Here is an 18998-nt window from a genome sequence, read left to right on the forward strand (position 1 = left end):
GCAGGGGGAGAAGGAAACTTGGTTTGTCGGCTGGTTCAGGCGAAGCTGGCGAAATGACCGATCACGCCACGCCGAACCTGCCGTCCCGCGACTTCGAAACCACGGCCCGCTTCTATGCGGCGCTGGGCTTCGAGCAGGGCTGGCGCGACAACGGCTGGATGATCCTGACGCGCGGATCGCTGAAGCTGGAATTCTTCCCGTATCCAGACCTGGACCCGGCCAGCAGTTCGTTCGGCTCGTGCCTGCGGCTCGACGACGTCGACGCCTTCTACGCCGTGTGCCTGGCCGCCGACCTCCCGGAGAAGACCACCGGCCGGCCTCGCCTGCATCCGCCCAAGCTGGAAGCCAGCGGCCTGCGCATCGGAGCCCTGATCGACCCCGACGGCTCGCTGCTACGACTGATCCAGAATCCGGACTAGCCGCGCGCCGGGCAGCATCGGGAAGGTGACGATCGACACCTCCCAAAGTTCGACGCGCTTAAGCACCCGCAAGCTCCCGTCCTGACGCGCCTTCACCTGGCGAAAGCCGATGGAGAGGCCGTCCAGCGCGCCGGCCTCGACGAGGGCGGCGACGAGACGCCCCCTCGGCGTCGAGCGCAGGATCCGTCCACGGACGAGCAGGCCGCGCGCGTCCTCGACGATCTCGTCCCAGACGCCGATAGGCTCTGCGTCGTCGTGCTGATGCAGCATCTTGACGCCCGCCGCGCCGCTCTCGGCCAGACTTTCGGCGAAGGCCCCGGCGGCGGTGACGTCGTCATTGAGGTCGCGGGTCCAGAACAGCGAGGCGTGGCCTTCGATCTTCAGGTCATCCTTCATCGGCTACGCTCCAGCTTGGCTTCGATGCGGTCGAGCGAGGCCCGAGTGGCGCTGGCCTGCTCCTCCAGCCGGGCCAGGCGTTCGGCGACAGGGGCCTGGGCGCTGAGGCGGCTCTGCATCTCGTCGATCCGGGCCGAGGCGCGGCCGGCCCACATCAGGGCGGTCGCGGCCTGCAGGGCGACGGCGACGATCAGGGCGACCGAGATGTGGCGGTCCAGCCGCCATCGGTTGGGGGTGGTGGTCATGCTGGGTGATCCATCAAAGATCCTCCCCCTGACGGGGGAGGTGTCGGCGCAGCCGACGGAGGGGGAAGTTGGCCGGCGTGGGATCGCTTTCCCCCCTCCGGCCCTTCGGGCCAGCCTCCCCCGCTTGGGGGAGGATCTTGGTGTCAGCCCTCCAGTCCCGCCATGCGTCGCCGCTCCTCCAGCGTCAGGAAGCTCGCCGCATCCAGCCGCGCCCACAGGGCGTCGCGTTCGGCCGAGAAGGCCGGAACAGCGTCGAGGTCGGGCGCTATCCGCACGCCCGGGAACTTGACCTCCAGCCAGGCCGTCATGGCTCGCGCCGCCCGCTCGACCAGGGGCGCGACGGTGTGGCGCCAGAAGGCGGCGTTGGCCTCGCGATAGTTGGCGTAGGTCGCGTCACCCGGCACGCCCAGCAGTTGCGGCGGCACTCCGAACGCCAGGGCGATCTCGCGGGCGGCGGCGTGCTTGCCGTTGGTGAAGTCCATCTCGGCGGGCGACAGCGACATGGCCCGCCAGTCGAGCCCGCCTTCCAGCAGCAAAGGCCGACCGGCGTTCGAGGCCCCGGAATGGGCGCCGGCCAGTTCGGCTTTCAGGCGTTCGAACTGCTCCTCGGAAAGCCGGTCGCCGGCCTCGCGGTTGGAATAGACCAGGGCGCCGGACGGGCGGGCAGAGTTGTCCAGCAACGCCTTGTTCCAGGCGCTGGAGGCGTTGTGCACGTCGATGGCGAAGGCCGCCGCCTCAAGGGGCGACAGGCCGTAATGATCGCTGGTGGGGTTGAACAGTTTCAGGTGCAGCACCGGCAGCCAGCCGTCGGCGTCGCGGGCGATGCGAACCGTGCGGCCGCCGGCCTGGTAGTCATAGGCCAGCGGCCAGCCGCGCGGTCCCGGCACCAGGGTCATGCGGTCGGGGCGCAGGGCGTAAAGCTCCTCCGGCGTCTCGCTATCGCCGCCGGCTTCCAGATAGGCGTTGCCGGCCGTCTGGAGGTTCCCGAAGAACGCCTCCATCAGGTCGGGGCCGCCCTGCTCGGGATTAGGCTTGCGCAGCAGCTTCTGCAGCGGATGGTCGAGCGCGCGCTGGCCGTCGTGGAAGACGATCAGCGGCGTCGCCGCAGCGGCCTCGGCGATCATCCGCACGCAGCGATAGACGACGGGGTTCTTGGCGAAGCCCTCAGACGCCAGGGCGGCGTAGTCGCGCGGCGTCCACTGCGGGCGGCCGCTGGTGGTGAGAGCGATCAGGCGGGCGGCGCGGGAATCTTTGATTTCCGGCGGGCGGGGTTTTTGGAACAGGGGCATAGCGAACTCGCGGTTGAGAACAAATAAGGAACATGTTAGGGTTGAAATGGCATAGATCCTCCCCCTAGCGGGGGAGGTGTCGGCGCAGCCGACGGAGGGGGAAGTGATGCGAACCGACAAGCCGCGCGTGGCGCGCGCCAGAGCCCTCCGGCGCGAAATGTCGCTGCCAGAAGTCTTGCTGTGGGCCGAGTTGTGAGGTGGTCGCCTAGGCGATCTGAAGTTTCGGAGACAGCATCCGATTGGACCTTATGTGCTTGATTTCTATTGCCCGGCCATGCGCCTCGCCGTCGAGATCGACGGCGAGGCGCATGCCTTCGGTGATCGCCCCGAACAGGATCGGATCAGGGACGAACGCCTCGCCGAGCGCGGTGTCATGACCTTGCGAATTCCTGCACGCGACGTGCTTCAGTCGGTGGACAGCGCCATTGCCGCGATCCGCGAATCCATCTGGCCGTGGCGCCCAGATCCTCCCCCTGACGGGGGAGGTGTCGGCCCGTAAGGACGACGGAGGGGGAAGTGGTAACCGCGGAAAATCTGGCTGTAGATCAGCCTTGGACACTTCCCCCTCCGGCGCTTCGCGCCACCTCCCCCGCTAGGGGGAGGATCTTAAAGACTGCGGAGCCTGGGGCTGCGCCCCACCCCCAGCATCAACTCGCTCACCGCCCAGACCAGCGCATCGGCCCGGTCGGGACTGTGGCCGAGATCGCCGGTTCCCAGCCCCATCAACTCCTCCTCCAGCGCCGGAAAGGCCGCGCAGTGAACCACCCGGCCCTGCTCGTAGAGAGCCGCCACCGGCTCGGCCCGCGCCCGTTTGCCCACCGAGGCCCGCACCAGTTTCACCGCGCACGGCGGGTCGGCCTGGACCAGAACCGCGCGGACCATGTCGCCGCCCTGATTGGCCTCGGCGACCAGGGCGTGAGCGTCGAACTCACGCGCGGCGGCCACCGCCCGGCGCGCCCAACCATTGGGCGACAAGCCCTTTGCCGAGCGGTCGGCCAGCACAAAGGCGCGGCCGTCCAGCGTGCCGACCACCACGATCCCGCAGGCGTCGCCAGTGGCGGTGGCCGGCGGATCGACCGCCACCACCACCCGGTCGAAGCGCGCGGGCCGAGCGCCCCGGCACCGGGCCAGATCCTCGGCGCGGAACAGGCCGCCCTCGTCCTCGACGATGACGCCGTCCAGCTCCTGAGCCGCCAGACGGGTGCCGCCATAGAGCGCCTCCAGGGTCGAGAGAAACGCCGGCGCGAGGTTGCCGGCATTGGCCGCCGTGCCGGCCCGGGTCACCGCGACGCCTGGTTCGGCGATCAGGGTCTTCAGCGCCCGGATCGGCCGGGGCGTGGTGGTGACCACCAGCCTCGGATCGTCTCCGAGCCTCAGGCCAAACCGCAGCATGGCAAGCGTCTCGGCCGGCTTGGGCCAGGCGCAGAACTCGTCGGCCCAGGCGGCGTGGAATTGCGGGCCGCGCAGGCTGTCGGGGTCTTCCGCCGAGAAGGCGTAGGCGACGGCGCCGTTGGGCCAGAGCAACCTTTTGCGCGAGGTCTCCCAGCGGGGGCGAAAGCGGGGACCGCTCATCGCCCTCAAACCCGATGGGCCGTCGATCATCACTTCGCGAACATCGTGCAGCGTGGCGCCGACCAGGGCGAGGGAGGGAACCTCCAACGCCGTGTTCACCAGCCAGCGGGCCCCGGCGTAGGTCTTGCCGGCGCCGCGGCCGCCGAGCAGCAACCACGACGACCACGGCTTGAGGCCGGGGTCCTGGTGAGCCAGCAACTCACCCTGACAGACGCTGAGGAGCCAGTGCATTTGCTCTATGGTGAGACTGTCCCAGTACGCTTGGGCCGTCGCTTTCATCTCGTCGCTTGCGCTCGAGCAACTCAGCGATGCCAGTGATCTTGGACTTAAGAGCGGCGTCCAGTGCCTCGGGGTCTTCAGGATGGTCGTCATGCATGGGGGCCTCTTCCTCAGACGCCGGCTTGGCGAGCTTTCGGGCGACAGGCTTGGCTTCGGGGACCATCACCATGATCGACCGCGTGGTGCGGGCGTGCACGCCATAGGTCTCCGCCTTGCGCTTGGACAGCACGGCGACCGGGACCTCGGTCGCGGCCTTGGTGATCGCCCACTCGGCGTCCATTTCCTTCATGAGCCGGTCCTGGTGCATCTCGCCCCACTCCCGAACTCTCTCGCTTCTTCCGGCCATGACACAAAGATACGGGACTAGCGGGCGCCTCTGATCCAGAGGTGCGAGAAAGTTACAAGCTATTGATTTCGCGAGATTCGATTCGCTGAACGCGGAGGATAGAGGGCAGCTTATCCCCGTACTCGCCCCCTCCTGGCTGCTTCGCAGCCGTCCTCCCCCGGAGGGGAATACGCTCTCATCTTCCCCCTCCCGGGGGAGGAGCGCTGCAGGCGCGGAGGGGGCAAGTCCATTGACCCGGCTGCGCGCCCGGGGAACCTTGCGAACATAACAGTCCCTCACGAGCCCCTCCCATGACCCTCCACGCCCTGACCGTCCCGACCTTCGCCCAGATGCTGAAAGGCCTGTCGGCCCAGATCGACAAGGGCGCGGCGCTGGCCAAGGACAAGGCGTTCGACCCGTCGGTACTGGTCAATGGCCGCCTGGCGCCGGACATGTTTCCGTTCTCGGCCCAGGTGCGGTTCACCTGTTTCCAGGCCACGGATGCGGTGGCCAAGCTGGCCGGGGTTACGGGTCCCGGCATGCCCGAGGGCGAGGCCAGTCTGGAGGACCTCACAGGCCACATCGCCGCCGCCATCGCCTTTGTGGAAAGTGTCCCGGCGGCCGCCTTTGACGGCGCCGAGGACCGCCAGATCGTCCTGAACCTGCCGGGCGGACTGGTCTTCGAGATGACCGGCGCCCAGTTCGTCCGCGACTGGGCCCTGCCGCAGTTCTATTTCCACGCCGTGACCGCCTACGACATCCTGCGCCACAACGGGGTGGCGCTGAGCAAGCGGGACTATGTGGCCCATGCGGTGGGGTATCTGAAGAGCTGAGAGGCTGTGGATAACTTGTCTCTTCCCTCTCCCCTTGCTTGCGGGAGAGGGTGGCCCGTGAAGCGGTCGGGTGAGGGGTCGCGCGGGCTCTTCCGACAGGACTTTCCACCCCTCATCCGGCGCTGCGCGCCACCTTCTCCCGCAAGGGGAGAAGGAAGGTTCTAATCCTCATCCGGATCGTAAGCCTCGTCTCCGCGATCGGCCATCAGGTCCAGGGCCACGAAGTCCATGGCGTCCTCGGCATCCTCGAACGACAGCTCGCTGACGGTCTGGTCCCGCACCGATATCCCCTGCTTGTGGGTGCTGTCGGGGTCGCCGGTGACCAGCGGATGCCACTGCGGCAGGTCCCTGCCCTCGTGCAGCCGGCGATAGGCGCAGGAGGGGGGCATCCACTCCAGGTTCTCGATATTGTAGGGGGTCAGCTTGATGCAGTCCGGCACCGTCTTGCGGCGGTTCACGTAGTCCTTGCAACTGCAGCGATGCTCATCAAATAGCTGGCAGTGCACACGTGTGGGGATGACTTCGCCGGTATCTTCGTCTTCGAAGCGAACCAGGCAGCAAAGACCGCAGCCGTCGCATAGACTCTCCCATTCGGGGACGGTCATCTGCTGGAGGGACTTTGTCTCCCAGAAAGGTTTGCGCGGCATCATGCGCGCGTCCTAAACCGGATTTAGGCTGAGACCAAACAGGGCCGTATCGAAACCGTGAACGACTGGACGCTTCCCCCTTACCGTTTCGAAGATGGCTCCAGGCCACAGCAGAAGCCGGAGGTTTCTTTCGGCGCGTCTCCGCCTCCGCCTCCGCCGCCGCCTCCGCCTTACGAAGACCCGTTCGCGCCGCCGCCGCCGCCGCCGGAACCCCCGCCAGAGCCTGAAGCGCCGTTCCGCGCCGACCTGAACCACCAGAAGGCCCGCCGCGAAGCCAATCGCTTCGGCTGGATCTGGATGACCCTGCTGATCGGCGTGATCCTGGGCGTTCTGGCCGTGGGCGGCGGGGCTGGCTATGTATGGTGGAAATATCTGCGCGACACGCCAAAACTGCCGACCCGCGAGGCCCTGTTCGCCGTCAACCGCGCGCCAGGCATCCGCTTCGAGGACAAGAACGGCCAGGTGATCGCCACCCGCGGCCCGCGCTACGGACAGCGCGTCACCCTGGACGGCCTGCCCAACTATGTGCCGCTGGCCTTCATGGCCGCCGAGGACCGCCGGTTCTACAAGCACGGCCCGATCGACCTGCGCGGCATCGGCCGCGCCGCCGTGGTCAACTGGAAGGCCGGCCGCACCGTCCAGGGCGCCTCCACCCTGAGCCAGCAACTGGCCAAGGGCCTGTTCCTGACGCCTGACCGCACGGTCAAGCGCAAGCTGCAGGAAATGGTCATGGCCCGCGAACTCGAGAAGGTCCTGACCAAGGACGAGGTGCTCGAGCTGTACCTCAACCGCGTGTTTTTCGGAGCCAACACCTTCGGCGTCGATGGCGCCTCCCGCACCTATTTCGGCAAGCCGGCCAGCCAGCTGACCCTGTCGGAGGCCGCCCTGCTCGCCTCGCTGCCCAAGGCCCCGTCGCGCCTGGCCCTGACCCGCGACATGAGCGGCGCCCTGGCCCGGTCGCGGCTGGTGCTGGCCAATATGCGCAAGGAAGGCTGGATCACCTCCGAACAGGAGAGCCGGGCGCTGGACGACACCCCGCGCCTGTCGCCTCTGGCCGTGCAGGACGAGGGAATTTACGGCTGGGTTCTGGACTACGCCACCAACGAAGCCGTGCGGATCGCCGGCCAGAACGCGCCCGATCTGGTGGTTCGCCTGACCATCGATCCGGGCCTGCAGAAGCTGGGGTCGGAGACCGTGCGCCAAGCCATCGCCTTCGACGGCGAGCAGGCCGGGGCCGGCCAGGCGGCGCTGCTGTCGCTGTCGGCCGACGGCGCGATCCGGGCCATGGTGGGCGGCACGGACTATATCGAAAGCCCGTTCAACCGGGCCGTCCAGGCGCGTCGCCAGCCGGGCTCGACCTTCAAGCCGTTCATCTACGCCGCCGCTCTCGACAAGGGGGTGCTGCCCACCGATATCCGCGTGGACGCGCCGGTGAAGTTCGGCGACTGGGAGCCTGAAAACTACGCCGGCGGCTATCGCGGTCCGATGACCGTGGAACAGGCCCTGGTCAATTCCACCAACACCATCGCCGTGAAACTGGGCCAGGAAGCCGGCGGTCCGGCCATCGGCGAACTGGTCCGGCGTTTTGGCATCACCACCCTGCCGCCCAGCCCGGATCTGTCAGTGGCGTTGGGCTCTTATGAAGTCAGCCTGCTGCAGCTGACCTCGGGCTTCCAGGTGTTCCAGCAGGGCGGCAATCGCCTTGAGCCCTATGTGATCGAAAGCATCGTCACCCAGGGCGGCGCGCCGGTTTTCGCACGGCAAGCCCAGCCGACGCCGCTGGCCGTCTATGACGTCGCCCGGGCCTCAATGATGGTCAAGATGATGAAAAAGGTCGTGTCCCAGGGCACCGCCAAACGCGCTGCCTTTGGTCGCCCCACGGCGGGCAAAACCGGCACCAGCCAGAACTGGCGCGACGCCTGGTTCGTGGGCTTCACCCCCGACTACGTCACCGGTGTCTGGGTGGGCAATGACAACGACAAGCCGATGAACAAGGTGGTTGGCGGCGATATGCCGGCCAGCATCTGGCGGCGGTTCATGATGGCCGCGCACGAGAACCTGGCCATCCGAGACTTCCCGTGGCTGCTGCCCGATCCGGCCCCCGAAAGTACGCCCGACCCCCGCAACGGCTATTACGAGACCCTGGCGGCGGAGTTCAGTCGCGTGGCGGCTGAACTGGAAACGGCGGCCATACCGCCGGCGCAGGAGCCGGTCCAGCCGACGCCGGAGGACCTGCCGTACTAGATTTCCCTCTCCCCTTGCGGGAGAGGGTGGCCGTCGAAGGCGGTCGGGTGAGGGGTCACGCGGACGTTTCCGACAGGGCTTTCAACCCCTAATCCGGCGCTTCGCGCCACCTTCTCCCGCAAGGGAAAAAGGGCCGCCCAACGGCGCTCTCGACATTCCTCCCCGCCGCCGCCACCTTCCTGGCCTAACTCCGCGAGCCCCACCATGACCGACCAAACCCTCGCCGGCCGCATCCTGCTGGTGACCGGCGCCTCCTCCGGCATCGGCGCGCACCTGGCCCTGGCGGCCTCGCGGGCCGGCGCGGCCGTGGCCCTGGCGGCGCGGCGCACCGACCGGCTGCAGGATCTGGTCAGCCAGATCCAGGCGGCCGGCGGCAAGGCTCAGGCCGTCGCCATGGACGTCGAGGACGAGACCGCGGTCATCGCCGCCTATGACGCCGTCGAGGCCGACTTGGGCGTCCCGGACTCGGTGATCGCCAATGCCGGGATCAGCATCCAGGGCTCGGCCCTCGATATCGCGGTCGAGGATTTCGACAAGGTCCTGGCGGTCAATACCCGCGGCATGTTCCTGACCGCCCGCGAGGGCGCCCGGCGGATGATCAGGGCGGGATCACCGGGCAGCGCTCGCGGCCGGGTCCTGCTGGTCGCCTCGATCGGGGCGCACACCGTCCTGCCCGGCCTGACGGCCTACTGCACTTCCAAGGCCGGGACCGCCATGATGGGCAGGAGCCTGGCCCGCGAATGGGCCCGTAAAGGGATCAACGTCAACGTCCTGTGCCCCGGCTATATCCGCACCGAGCTCAACAGCGACTGGTTCGACGAAGAGGGCGGCCAGAAGCTTGTCGCCAGTTTTCCGAGGAAGCGCCTGATGGCCGAAAGCGACCTGGCGCCCATGGCCCTGCACCTGTGCTCCGACGCCTCAGCGGCGATCACCGGCGGGGTGTTTACGGTGGATGACGGGCAGTCTTTGTAGGACTGCAGGCGCCGGGACGCCCCCTCCGTCACGTCGCGTATCCGCGCCGCGCCACCTCCCCCGCAAGCGGGGCAGGAGGTCAGGCTGATCTTCTCCTGCCCCGTAGCGAAGCGTGCGGGGGAGGTGGCGCGCTGCGGATACGCAGCGTGGCGGAGGGGGCGTTCAGCGTTTGCGATACAGCCAATCCGCCGGCAGCCCCATACGCTGGCAGGCCTGGGCGGGCGGCGCGCCCGGCACGGCGATACGGTCGGCGATGCGCCCCGCCAGCCCGATTGCCTTCCGCTCAAAGGGCCGGGGCATCCATTCTGGCCCAAGTCCCAGCAGATCGCGAACCTGCGCCGGAACAAGCCCCACCGCCGCCCGGATCAGGGGCCGCTGCAGCAGGCTGACGGCGCCGGGCGCGATCTTCGTCTCCCGCATCAGGTTCAGGAACTCCAGCACGATCTCGGAGCGCTCCAGGCGCGGGATCATGGCTGCCAGCTGGGCCTCCCAGGCGGCGCGCGAGTCCGGCGCCCCGAGCGCGCCGTACAGCCGCGCGGCGGGGGCGGCCTCGGCGTAGAACAGGTCTTTCTCGGCGTCGGTCAGGGGCGCGACCAAGGCAGAATAGGCCTCCATGAAGCCGAAGCTGGCGGTGGCCTGCACCCAGTCCAGCAGGTCGACATCGTCAGCCCGATAGGCCGCGCCGGCGGGCGTCTGGCCGGCCACCCGGGCATGCTGGCGCCCTACTCCGGCGATCATCGCCTCGGCCGCCGACCGCGCGCCATAGACGGTGACCATGGCCGCCAGACCGGTGCGCTTCAGCCGGGTCAGGGGATCGGTGCGGAAGGTCGAATGGTCCCAGACGCCAGAGCGAACCTTGGGCTCGGCCAGCTCCAGAATCACCGCCGTCACACCGCCCACGAACAGGGCGACGGGGTTCTTGAACACCCGCCACGAAACCGAGTCCGGCGCGGCCAGGGCGGGCTCGCCGGCGGGCGCGGTGAAGTCGACGCGCGGACCGCCGGGGGTTTCGATCAGGTTTCGGACGGAACGCGCCAGCATGGCCCCTAAACGTCCAGGCCGGGCTTGACGAATGGGCCGCGGGTCGTCGTCATCGGCAATCCGATCTCCTCGCGCCTCGCGTCTTCAGAGTGGTATGGCATGGCTCTCGATCCAGACAAGGCCGGCGCGCGGATCACGCCCCTCTCGGCGAACGCCGTCATGCTGCCAGCCCGGCCAGAGCCGATCCCGGTGGACCCCGCGACCACCGCCGTGATCGTCATCGACATGCAGAACGCCTATGCCTCGCCCGGCGGCTATCTCGACCTGGCCGGCTTCGACATCAGCGGCGCGGCGGCGGTGATCGAGCAGATCGCGGGCGTCCTGCCCGTGGCCCGCGCGGCCGGCATGCAGGTGGTCTATTTCCAGAACGGCTGGGACGATCAGTATGTCGAAGCCGGCGGCCCCGGCTCGCCCAACTGGTGGAAGTCCAACGCCCTGAAAACCATGCGCGCCAGGCCGGAGCTACAAGGCAAGCTGCTGGCCCGCGGCCAGTGGGACTATGAGCTGGTCGAGGCCCTCAAGCCGCAGCCGGGCGACATCTGCCTGCACAAGACGCGCTATTCCGGCTTCTTCAACAGCCAGCTGGACAGCGTGCTGCGGGCGCGCGGCATCCGGCACCTGATGTTCGTTGGCATCGCCACTAATGTCTGCGTGGAGTCGACCCTGCGCGACGGCTTCTTCCTCGAATATTTCGGCACAGTGCTGGAGGACGCCACCCATCAGGCGGGCCCGGACTTCGTGCAGAAGGCGGCGCTGTTCAACATCGAGACCTTCTTTGGCTGGGTCACGACGACAGCGGATTTCAAGGGGACGTTCGGACAGCTGGCGCCGGGGTAGATGCTAAATTTTCCCGTCATCCCGGGACTTGTTCCCGGGACCCATGATTCAGCTTCATCGTGAGCGTGTTTCCTGGGGCCGCCCCTGCGGCGGACAAATGGGTCCCGGGAACAAGTCCCGGGATGACGATAGTTTGGAACCCCATCCGCCAGAGTCCTTTCCGACCTGATGGCTTCATCAGGGTCGGGCGAAAAAGGCTCTAAATCAAAAGTTTAGAGCATTTTTCGATCCGATAACCGTTTCACACTTATCGGAAAATGCTCTAGCCCTCCCCCGAGTTTGAAAGAGGAAGAACACCATGCCCAAGACCGTCATCACCCCGCCTGGCACGGGCACGCCCATCGCCCCGTTCTCGCCCGGCACGCTGGCCGACGGCATCGTCTATGTCTCAGGCACCCTGGCCTTCGACAAGGACAACAATGTCGCCCATGTCGGCGACGCCGAGGCCCAGACGCGGCAGGTTCTGGAGACCATCAAGTCGGTCATCGAGACCGCCGGCGGGACCATGGAGGACGTGACCATGAACCACATCTTCCTGACCGACTGGGCCAATTACGGCGCGATCAACAGGGTCTATGCCGAGTATTTCCCCGGTGAAAAGCCGGCGCGCTACTGCATCCTGTGCGGCCTGGTGCGACCCGACTTCCTGGTCGAGATCGCCAGCGTCGCCCATATCGGAAAGCGATAAGCCGCATGACCTCGGGGACCGTCGACGGCCTCCACTATGAACTGCATGGCGGTCCCGTGGCTGGCCGCACGGCCGTGGTGCTGTCATCAGGCCTGGGCGGCTCGGGAGCCTTCTGGGCCCCGCAGATGGCAGCCCTGACCGCGAAGTTCCCGGTCGTGCTCTACGACCACCGGGGTACGGGTCGCAGCGTCCGCGAGCTGACCCAGCCGCACTCGGTGCAGGCCATGGCCGACGACATCGTCAAGGTGATGGACGCCCTGGGTCTGGCGAAGGCCCACGTCGTCGGCCACGCGGCCGGGGGCAATGCGGGCCTGGCCATGGCGCTTTCCCACCCCGACCGTCTCGCCAGGCTGGTGGTGGTCAACGGTTGGTCGCGGCCCGATCCGCACATCAGGCGCTGCTTCGACACGCGTATCCATCTGCTCAACGACAGCGGGATCGAGGCCTATGTCCACGCCCAGCCGATCTTCCTGTATCCGGCCAGTTGGCTGTCGGAGAACCATGAGCGGCTGCAGGCCGAGGAGCCGCACCACGTGGCCGGCTTCCCGCCCAGGGACGTTATGCTGGCCCGCATCCAGGCCCTGCTGGATTTCGACATCGACGACCGCCTGGGTGAGATCCTCCATCCCGTGCTGGTTAGCGCCAGCGCCGATGACATGCTGGTGCCGGTCGGCTGCTCGATGCGTCTGGCCGAGGGCTTGCCCAACGCCCAGCTGGAGGTCGCGCCGTGGGGCGGGCACGGGTTTACCGTGACCGATCCGGAGACCTTCAATTCGGCGTTGCTGAGTTTTCTGGAGGGCGACGGATGAGGATCCTCCCCCTGATGGGGGAGGTGTCGGCGCAGCCGACGGAGGGGGCAGTCCTGATGACCTCGCCTCTTCCCCCTCCGGCGCTTCACGCCACCTCCCCCGCTAGGGGGAGGATCTTGAAATCCGGCGTTCGCCGGGATGGCACTTCACGTGAAAGAAGGGGGCAATAATCCCATGCAGGTCGGCGTCTTCATCCCCATCGGCAACAACGGCTGGCTCATCTCCGAGACTTCGCCGCAGTACATGCCCAGCTTCGAGCTGAACAAGACCATCACCCAGAAGGCCGAGAAATACGGCTTCGACTTCGCGCTCTCGATGATCAAGTTGCGCGGTTTTGGGGGCAAGACTCAGTTCTGGGAGCACAATCTCGAAAGCTTCACCCTGATGGCCGGCCTGGCGGCCGTGACATCGAAGATCAAGATCTTCGCCACCGTCGCCACCCTGACCATCCCGCCGGCCATCGCCGCGCGGATGGCCTCGACCATCGACTCCATCGCCCCGGGCCGCTTTGGCCTGAACCTGGTGACTGGATGGCAGAAGGCCGAATATAGCCAGATGGGCCTGTGGCCGGGCGAGGCGCACTATACCGACCGCTATAACTACCTGGCCGAATACACGACCGTGCTGAAGGACCTGCTGGAGACCGGGGTTTCCAACTTCAAGGGCAAGTACTTCCAGATGGACGACTGCCGGGTCAGCCCGCATCCCAAGGAAACCAAGCTGATCTGCGCGGGCTCTTCCAACGAGGGCCTAGCCTTCACGGCGCAATATGCCGATTACAGCTTCGCCTTGGGCAAGGGGACCAACACCCCCACCGCCTTCGCCTCGGTCAATGACCGCCTGAAGGCCGCCGCCGAGAAGACCGGCCGGGACGTGGCCAGCTTCATCCTGTTCATGATCATCGCCGACGAGACCGACGAGAAGGCCATGGCCAAGTGGCAGCTCTATCGCGAGGGCGCCGATCAGGAGGCCCTGGCTTGGCTGACCCAGCAGGCGGCCCCCAACGCTGCGGCGGGTTCGACCACCAACACGGCCCAGCTGGCGGCGCCGGAGTCGGCGGTGAACCTCAACATGGGCACGCTGGTGGGATCCTATGAGAGCGTGGCGCGGATGCTGGACGAGGTCGCGGCGACGCCGGGCACGGCCGGGGTGCTGCTGACCTTCGACGACTTCGTCGAGGGGGTGGAGAACTTCGGGACGAAGATCCAGCCGCTGATGACGAGCCGGAAGTAAAGATCCTCCCCCTGAAGGGGAAGGCGGCCGCAGGCCGGTGGGGGTAGTCGGCAATGACTGCCGTCACTTCCCCCTCCGTCGCCTGCGGCGACACCTCCCCCGCTAGAGCATTTTCCGATAAGTGTGAAACGGTTATCGGATCGAAAAATGCTCTAGACTGCTGATTTAGAGCCTTTTTCGCCCGACCCTGATGAAGCCATCAGATCGGAAAGGGCTCTAGGGGGAGGACGTCGCGCCCTTCATCAATCCACCGCCAGCATGCCCAGCAGTTGCAGCCGGAACGTCATCACGCTGCCCGCCGGGATCGGGCCGACGTCGCGGTCGCCATAGCCCAGGGCGGGCGGCACGTAGAGCACCCACTCGTCGCCGACCTTCATCATCGGCAGGGCCTCGAGCCAGGCCTGGACCAGACCGTCCAGCGGCATGATCGCCGACTGCTTGCGCTCGAAAGAGCTGTCGAACACCGTGCCGTCCAGCAGCTTGCCTTCGTAGTGGACCTTGATGATGTCGCCCGGCCTGGGCGAGGGACCGGATTCGGGGCCCGAGGCTACGACCTTGTACTGCAGACCCGAGGGCAGAACGACGACGCCGGGGGCCTTGGCGTTGGTCGCCAGGAAGGTCTGACCCGCCGTCGCGGTGGCCGTCGCGGCGGGCGGAGCGCTGACCGGCGGCGCGGCCGCGGGCGCCTGGGCGGCGGCGATTCCCCCCATCGCCAGAGTCAAACCAAGGGTCAAACAGGCAAAACGAAGCATTCGGGGTCCTGACCAAGAATCTTTTTTCGGAGCGGTAGACTAGGCGGTCTTCACAGTGACGCAACCTTAGATGACACATAAAACGTATATGTATCAACAGGTTGATGCCAAATTTCCCCTACCGGGCGAGTTGGATGAACGCGCTCGTTGTTGTTTCACGGCGACTTGTCGAGAATGTGACCAATATTAACCAAGCATTAATATCCGTTTTAGGTCACAATTGCCGCCTGGATCGTCCAGCCAAGCAAGAGGCGGAGGTAAGTCATGCCTAAACATACCGGCGCCTGCGCCGCACAACGCCACTGGTGGCAGCGCTATCCGATGTTCGCCCTGGCCGCGGGCTGGGTGATGATCGCCGTCGTCATGACGGCCGGCGTTTCACAGCTGCGTATCTAGCGGCTCAACGCTTTTTCTCGGAATTTCGACGTGACGAGGGGCGCTGGGACGCCCCATCGTCACGCTGCGTATTCGCGGCGCGTCACCTCCCCCGTAAAACGGGGAGGTGGCATGGCGCGAATACGCAGCGTGACGGAGGGGGCGTCCCGCGCTCGACACAGGCCCACGGCGCTCAAACCAACCCCCTTCTCGCCGCTTCCAGCGCTGCCTCCGCCCGCGAGCAGATGTTGAGTTTGCGGTAGATCGCCTTGACGTACCCCGCGACGGTCTGCTCGGCGACGCCCATCACCTTGGCCGCTTCGCCCGAGCGCAGGCCCCGGCCGATCAGGCGCAGAACCTCGGTCTCGCGCGGGGTCAGGGCGGCGGCGGGTTCCAGACTTTCCAGCACGCGGGGCTTGTCGCGAAAATAGCCCAGCATGCGGCGGGCGATGGCCGGCGACAGCGGTGTCTCGCGCTCCTCTAGCCGGCGCAGGTAGCGCACCAGGTCGTCGGCCCCCATGTCCTTGAGCAGATAGCCGCAAGCTCCAGCGGCGATGGCGTCGAACAGGTGGTTGTCGTCGGCATAGATGGTCACAACCACCGCCCGGGTGTCGCCCGGCCGCTCGGCGATCTGGCGCAGCAGGTCGATACCGCTGCCGTCGGGCAGGACCAGATCCACCAAAGCAAGGTCCGGCGTCCAGGGCGGGCCGGCCACAGGGTCCAGCAGGTCGCGGGCCGTGCGCAGATCGCCCGCGCCCCGGGCGTCGATGCCGGGGAAGGCCGAGGCGAGGGCCGAAAGCAGATGCTGACGGGTCTCGGTCTGGTCCTCCAGGACCAGAGCCGTGGCGGGGGCGGCCGTCATGCCGGCGCCCCGCCGTCCAGCGGCACGGTCAGCCGCACGGCCGTGCCCTTGGCGGTCTCGGGGAAGGCGACCACGCCGCCGATCTCGCCTAGCCGTCGCTCCAGATTGGCCAGGCCGCTGCGACGTCCGCCAGGCTCGCGCGGCAGGCCGACGCCGTCGTCGCTGATGGTCATTTCCAGACGCTCTTTCGTATGCAGGACGGTGACGGCGACCTTGCCGGCGTCCGCGTGGCGAATGGCGTTGGAGATCACCTCGCGACAGGCCGAGGTCAGATTCTTGTAGACGCGATAGGGGGCCGGCACGCTGGGCTCGCCCAGGTCGGGCGGCGGCCAGTCCAGTGAGAGGCCGGCGGCGGCCAGGCGCTCGGCGGTCTCGTGGCGCAGGTCGGCCAGCACCTCGTCCAGCGGCAGTTCGTGGCCCGACAGGCCCGAGACGATGGCACGCAGGTCGCCGATGGCCCCGCGCATGGCCTCGTGGGTCTGGTTCAGCTCCTTGCGGTGCAGGCCTGACAAGAGGCGCGCGCCGACGTCGTCGTGCAGGTCGCGGGCGATCCGCAGACGCTCCTCGACCACGCCTCGGGCATAGGCGTCGCGGCCCTGCTCGATCTGGGCCAGCAGGGTGACCAGCTGGTCGGCCAGCTGCACCTGGGCCGTGCCGAACAGCCCCCTCCCCCGGGCGGGGAAACGCAGCAGCAGGGCCGGGGCGCCGGCGGCCGGCGGCAAGCTCATGGCCACGCCCTCGTCGACGATTTCGGCCCGGGCGGCCACCGAGGGCGAGGTCGCTACCTCCAGCGGCTCGTAGACCCGCGCCAGCAGGTCGCGCCAGGCGGCCTCGCGGGCCGGGGCCTGATGGGTCAGGGCCACCTGGGCGACGGCGGCGAACATCTCGTGATCCTTCATCGTGCGCCGGGCCACGGTGCGCCGCCACAGCACGTCGCGGAACGGCAGATAGGCGAAGGCCACGACCAGCAAGGCGGCGCCCAGCGAGGCCTGGGGGCTGTAGCGCAGCACCGCCAGCAGCACGGCGTCCAGCACCAGCAAGGCGATACCGGCGCCCAGATAGAACAGGATCCGGAACGCCCACTGGTCCAGCTCGAACAGCTTGTGCCGCCTCAGGCCCACGGCCATGCCGACATAGATGATCACGAAGAAGCCCAGGGCGAAGCGCGGGTCGATCAGGGCCTCGCGCCCGATCATGGCGGGCGTGGCGACCGAGGCGATGAAGGCGCCGGCCCCGATGATCACCGACAGGCCCAGCCACCGGGTGGCGGCCATGGCGGCGGGGTCCTTGCGGCTGGCCAAGGCCTGGACGCCGATGGCCACGACGATCAGGGCCATCTCCACCACGGTGAAGCCCTGACCCATGGCGGAGATGCTGGGATTGCCCGGCAGCAGCGGCATGGCCGCCCACAGGGCCACGGCGGCGGGGGCCGTCAGCAAGAGCACCGGGGCCGGAACCAGCCGCTTGGGATAGCAGAGGAAGAAGGCGATCATCGCCCCGCCATAGGCCACGGCTCCCGCCATGTTCAGCCACATCACCGGCCCCAGCAGGGCGGTGTCCATGGCCAGCTCCTGCGGCGAATGCACGGCCCAGCCCAAGGTGAAGGCCAGCATCGACAGGCCGGTCAGGGCGAACAGCTGGGTGGCCAGCTCCAGCGGTCGCAGCGCCCATACCCAGCCGCAGATCAGGGCGGCGATCAGGCCAAACGACAGGTTGGCCCAGAACTCCGCGCCAAGGCTGAAAAGCGGTCTTGGGCGGTCGTCCAGGGTGACGATCCGGCTAACCCCGGCGACGTCCCGCACCTTCAGGCGCAGGGGGCGGGCCTTGAGCGCTTCGGCGGCGATGTCGTGGCGACGCATGCCTGCGTCGGCCGCCGTCTGGGTGGGGCTGTCATCCTCGTCGAGCATGTCGCCGGTCAGAGGCGTCTGGCTGCCGTCGGGGGCGACCACGGCGATCAGGCGCTCGCCAGCCTTGATCCCCGCGACGGTCGCAGGGCCTCTGGGATCGAGGCCGCGCACGACCAGCGGCTCCGTCGCTTCGGACGCGTGAACGCTCAGCCCCAGCCAGGCCGGAGCCGTCGCCAGGCTGATCGCCGCCAGCGCCGCCGCGATACAGAAGAACACCACCCCCAGCAGGAGGGTGCTGGGAGATGAAACCCGCATAGGGAATGGCCCCGCCGAACCTTGGCCAAGCCTAGAGGCATTGGCCCGCCGCCGTCCACCCGCAGAACCGCGTTCGACTACCCCTGTTCAGGGGGTTTACGCGGGCCCCGCCACCTGCTCGCGCGCCGCCTTGTGGAACAACCAGGCGGAGGCCAGCCAGATCAGGACGAAGACGCCGGTAAAAACGACAACCGGGTGTCCCGCGATCGCGCCAACCACGGCGGCCAGCCCCTGCCATGGCGCGGGCCATGGCGCCGGACTTGAAGCCTGCGACGACCGCTCCGACGAGCCCGACCGCCAGCACGCCGAAGAACATCAGGTTGAGGGGGTTGTTCTCGTTGCCGGTGATGCCGACCGCGAGGTTGACCCAGGTCAGCAGGAAAGCCGCGCCCAGGGCGACGACCACGGCGGCCCGATAGGCCAGACTGCCCGTCGCCCGCAAGGTCAGCTCCAGGATCGCCAGCGGTACCGCCATCACCGCGCCCATGATAGCGAAGTCGAAGCCGGTCCAGTTCACCTCGTCGGTGAACCGCCCGGCGATGAGCGGCGCCAGCAGAAAGGCCCCCGCCCCACCCCAGACCGCGACCCGCCACAATCCCTTGCGCCCGGTCTGCGACTGTTGCACCTGGAACAGGTCATGCGCGGTCCTTTTGGCGCCACGCCGCTCAGCGGAGCGCGTAGAAGAGGTTTCGAACCTACGGTTGTGACTGGCGGGAACAGAGACCTCGACGAACCGCGAGTCTAGCGCTCATCGACCGAGAGCTTGAAGGGCTTGGGCAGCGTCAGGGCGTCATGGTTTGGCGAGTTGATCTCAAAGCCCTGGCTCTTGAGCCGCTCCAGCGCGGCCTCATCGACGCCGCCCACCAAAAGCAGCTGGTCCCAGGACTGGTAGGGACGCCAGAAACCGACCTCGCGAACAATTGCGGGATCCAAGCCCGCCGCAGTGATATCGGCAAGGCTGGCGCTGTTTAGATCGGTCATCGCCCTAAAGTGCGCGTCTAAGGCCAAAGTTCCATCC

The 18998-nt window shown here is 67.5% G+C and carries 22 protein-coding genes; 10 read left to right on the top strand and 12 right to left on the bottom strand.

The window, feature by feature from the left end; all coding sequences use genetic code 11:
* The first annotated feature begins 53 nt into the window (after positions 1-53).
* On the top strand, positions 54-419 hold the full coding sequence (locus ACP69S_RS05370; RefSeq protein ID WP_425995539.1) for a bleomycin resistance protein: 366 nt from the start codon (positions 54-56) through the stop codon (positions 417-419).
* Here ACP69S_RS05370 and ACP69S_RS05375 read toward each other — a convergent pair.
* The 3 genes from ACP69S_RS05375 to ACP69S_RS05385 form a co-directional block, all read right to left on the bottom strand.
* A complete protein-coding gene (locus tag ACP69S_RS05375; RefSeq protein WP_425995540.1) occupies positions 393-815 on the bottom strand; it encodes an HK97 family phage prohead protease in 423 nt (140 codons plus the stop codon). The genes ACP69S_RS05370 and ACP69S_RS05375 overlap by 27 nt on opposite strands.
* On the bottom strand, positions 812-1060 hold the full coding sequence (locus ACP69S_RS05380) for a hypothetical protein (protein ID WP_425995541.1): 249 nt from the start codon (positions 1058-1060) through the stop codon (positions 812-814). The genes ACP69S_RS05375 and ACP69S_RS05380 overlap by 4 nt, the downstream gene beginning before the upstream one ends.
* Before the next feature lie 143 nt (positions 1061-1203).
* Positions 1204-2349 carry a phage portal protein gene (locus ACP69S_RS05385; protein WP_425995542.1) on the bottom strand — a complete coding sequence of 382 codons (1146 nt, stop codon included), beginning with the start codon at positions 2347-2349 and terminating at the stop codon, positions 1204-1206.
* A 250-nt stretch (positions 2350-2599) separates the two neighbouring features.
* On the opposite strand from ACP69S_RS05385, the gene ACP69S_RS05390 reads away from it, so the two are divergent.
* Entirely contained in the window at positions 2600-2848 is a 249-nt protein-coding gene (locus ACP69S_RS05390) for an endonuclease domain-containing protein (protein ID WP_425995543.1), read from the top strand.
* Between the two features lie 107 nt (positions 2849-2955).
* Here the strand turns inward: ACP69S_RS05390 and ACP69S_RS05395 are convergent, their stop codons facing one another.
* Both ACP69S_RS05395 and ACP69S_RS05400 read right to left on the bottom strand, forming a co-directional pair.
* On the bottom strand, positions 2956-4152 hold the full coding sequence (locus ACP69S_RS05395; protein ID WP_425995544.1) for a DNA-packaging protein: 1197 nt from the start codon (positions 4150-4152) through the stop codon (positions 2956-2958).
* Positions 4121-4489 (bottom strand): hypothetical protein, encoded by a 369-nt coding sequence (locus tag ACP69S_RS05400; protein WP_425995545.1) that lies wholly within the window; start codon positions 4487-4489, stop codon positions 4121-4123. Before ACP69S_RS05400 ends, ACP69S_RS05395 begins: the two co-directional genes overlap by 32 nt.
* A 347-nt stretch (positions 4490-4836) precedes the next feature.
* Here ACP69S_RS05400 and ACP69S_RS05405 point away from each other — a divergent pair, with 347 nt between their 5' ends.
* Positions 4837-5358, top strand: a complete 522-nt coding sequence (locus ACP69S_RS05405) for a DUF1993 domain-containing protein (protein WP_425995546.1) — start codon at positions 4837-4839, stop codon at positions 5356-5358.
* A gap of 161 nt (positions 5359-5519) precedes the next feature.
* Here the strand turns inward: ACP69S_RS05405 and ACP69S_RS05410 are convergent, their stop codons facing one another.
* Positions 5520-6008, bottom strand: coding sequence for a YcgN family cysteine cluster protein (locus tag ACP69S_RS05410; protein WP_425995547.1), 489 nt, complete (start codon positions 6006-6008; stop codon positions 5520-5522).
* 54 nt (positions 6009-6062) lie between these two features.
* On the opposite strand from ACP69S_RS05410, the gene ACP69S_RS05415 reads away from it, so the two are divergent.
* Positions 6063-8249 carry a PBP1A family penicillin-binding protein gene (locus ACP69S_RS05415; RefSeq protein ID WP_425995548.1) on the top strand — a complete coding sequence of 729 codons (2187 nt, stop codon included), beginning with the start codon at positions 6063-6065 and terminating at the stop codon, positions 8247-8249.
* A gap of 204 nt (positions 8250-8453) precedes the next feature.
* The gene (locus ACP69S_RS05420) at positions 8454-9221 is read left to right on the top strand and encodes an SDR family oxidoreductase (protein ID WP_425995549.1); all 768 of its coding nucleotides are present in this window, start codon (positions 8454-8456) and stop codon (positions 9219-9221) included.
* Positions 9222-9383: 162 nt separating this feature from the next.
* Here the strand turns inward: ACP69S_RS05420 and ACP69S_RS05425 are convergent, their stop codons facing one another.
* Positions 9384-10262, bottom strand: coding sequence for an oxygenase MpaB family protein (locus ACP69S_RS05425; RefSeq protein ID WP_425995550.1), 879 nt, complete (start codon positions 10260-10262; stop codon positions 9384-9386).
* Positions 10263-10361: 99 nt separating this feature from the next.
* On the opposite strand from ACP69S_RS05425, the gene rutB reads away from it, so the two are divergent.
* From rutB to rutA, 4 genes are all read left to right on the top strand, one after another.
* Complete coding sequence (gene rutB / locus ACP69S_RS05430) at positions 10362-11099, top strand: pyrimidine utilization protein B (RefSeq protein ID WP_425995551.1); 738 nt, start codon at positions 10362-10364, stop codon at positions 11097-11099.
* Between the two features lie 298 nt (positions 11100-11397).
* The gene (gene rutC / locus ACP69S_RS05435; RefSeq protein ID WP_425995552.1) at positions 11398-11787 is read left to right on the top strand and encodes a pyrimidine utilization protein C; all 390 of its coding nucleotides are present in this window, start codon (positions 11398-11400) and stop codon (positions 11785-11787) included.
* A complete protein-coding gene (gene rutD / locus ACP69S_RS05440) occupies positions 11784-12596 on the top strand; it encodes a pyrimidine utilization protein D (protein WP_425995741.1) in 813 nt (270 codons plus the stop codon). The genes rutC and rutD overlap by 4 nt, the downstream gene beginning before the upstream one ends.
* 174 nt (positions 12597-12770) lie before the next feature.
* Positions 12771-13829, top strand: coding sequence for a pyrimidine utilization protein A (rutA, locus tag ACP69S_RS05445; protein WP_425995553.1), 1059 nt, complete (start codon positions 12771-12773; stop codon positions 13827-13829).
* A gap of 242 nt (positions 13830-14071) precedes the next feature.
* Here rutA and ACP69S_RS05450 read toward each other — a convergent pair whose 3' ends face one another.
* Positions 14072-14581: an FKBP-type peptidyl-prolyl cis-trans isomerase gene (locus ACP69S_RS05450; protein ID WP_425995554.1), complete on the bottom strand. Its 510-nt coding sequence runs from the start codon at positions 14579-14581 to the stop codon at positions 14072-14074.
* Positions 14582-14845: 264 nt separating this feature from the next.
* Between ACP69S_RS05450 and ACP69S_RS05455 the strand changes: the two genes are divergently transcribed.
* Positions 14846-14977 (top strand): hypothetical protein, encoded by a 132-nt coding sequence (locus tag ACP69S_RS05455; protein ID WP_425995555.1) that lies wholly within the window; start codon positions 14846-14848, stop codon positions 14975-14977.
* Between the two features lie 172 nt (positions 14978-15149).
* On the opposite strand, the gene ACP69S_RS05460 is transcribed toward ACP69S_RS05455, so the two are convergent.
* From ACP69S_RS05460 to ACP69S_RS05475, 4 genes are all read right to left on the bottom strand, one after another.
* Positions 15150-15818: a response regulator gene (locus ACP69S_RS05460; protein WP_425995556.1), complete on the bottom strand. Its 669-nt coding sequence runs from the start codon at positions 15816-15818 to the stop codon at positions 15150-15152.
* Positions 15815-17980, bottom strand: a complete 2166-nt coding sequence (locus ACP69S_RS05465; protein WP_425995557.1) for an ATP-binding protein — start codon at positions 17978-17980, stop codon at positions 15815-15817. The genes ACP69S_RS05460 and ACP69S_RS05465 overlap by 4 nt, the downstream gene beginning before the upstream one ends.
* Before the next feature lie 31 nt (positions 17981-18011).
* Complete coding sequence (locus tag ACP69S_RS05470) at positions 18012-18605, bottom strand: hypothetical protein (protein WP_425995558.1); 594 nt, start codon at positions 18603-18605, stop codon at positions 18012-18014.
* 116 nt (positions 18606-18721) lie between these two features.
* Positions 18722-18961 (bottom strand): hypothetical protein, encoded by a 240-nt coding sequence (locus tag ACP69S_RS05475; protein WP_425995559.1) that lies wholly within the window; start codon positions 18959-18961, stop codon positions 18722-18724.
* Positions 18962-18998 lie beyond the last annotated feature (37 nt).

Origin of the sequence: Caulobacter sp. DWR1-3-2b1 (assembly GCF_049895765.1) — a bacterium.
In the GTDB taxonomy this organism is placed as follows: Bacteria; Pseudomonadota; Alphaproteobacteria; order Caulobacterales; family Caulobacteraceae; genus Caulobacter.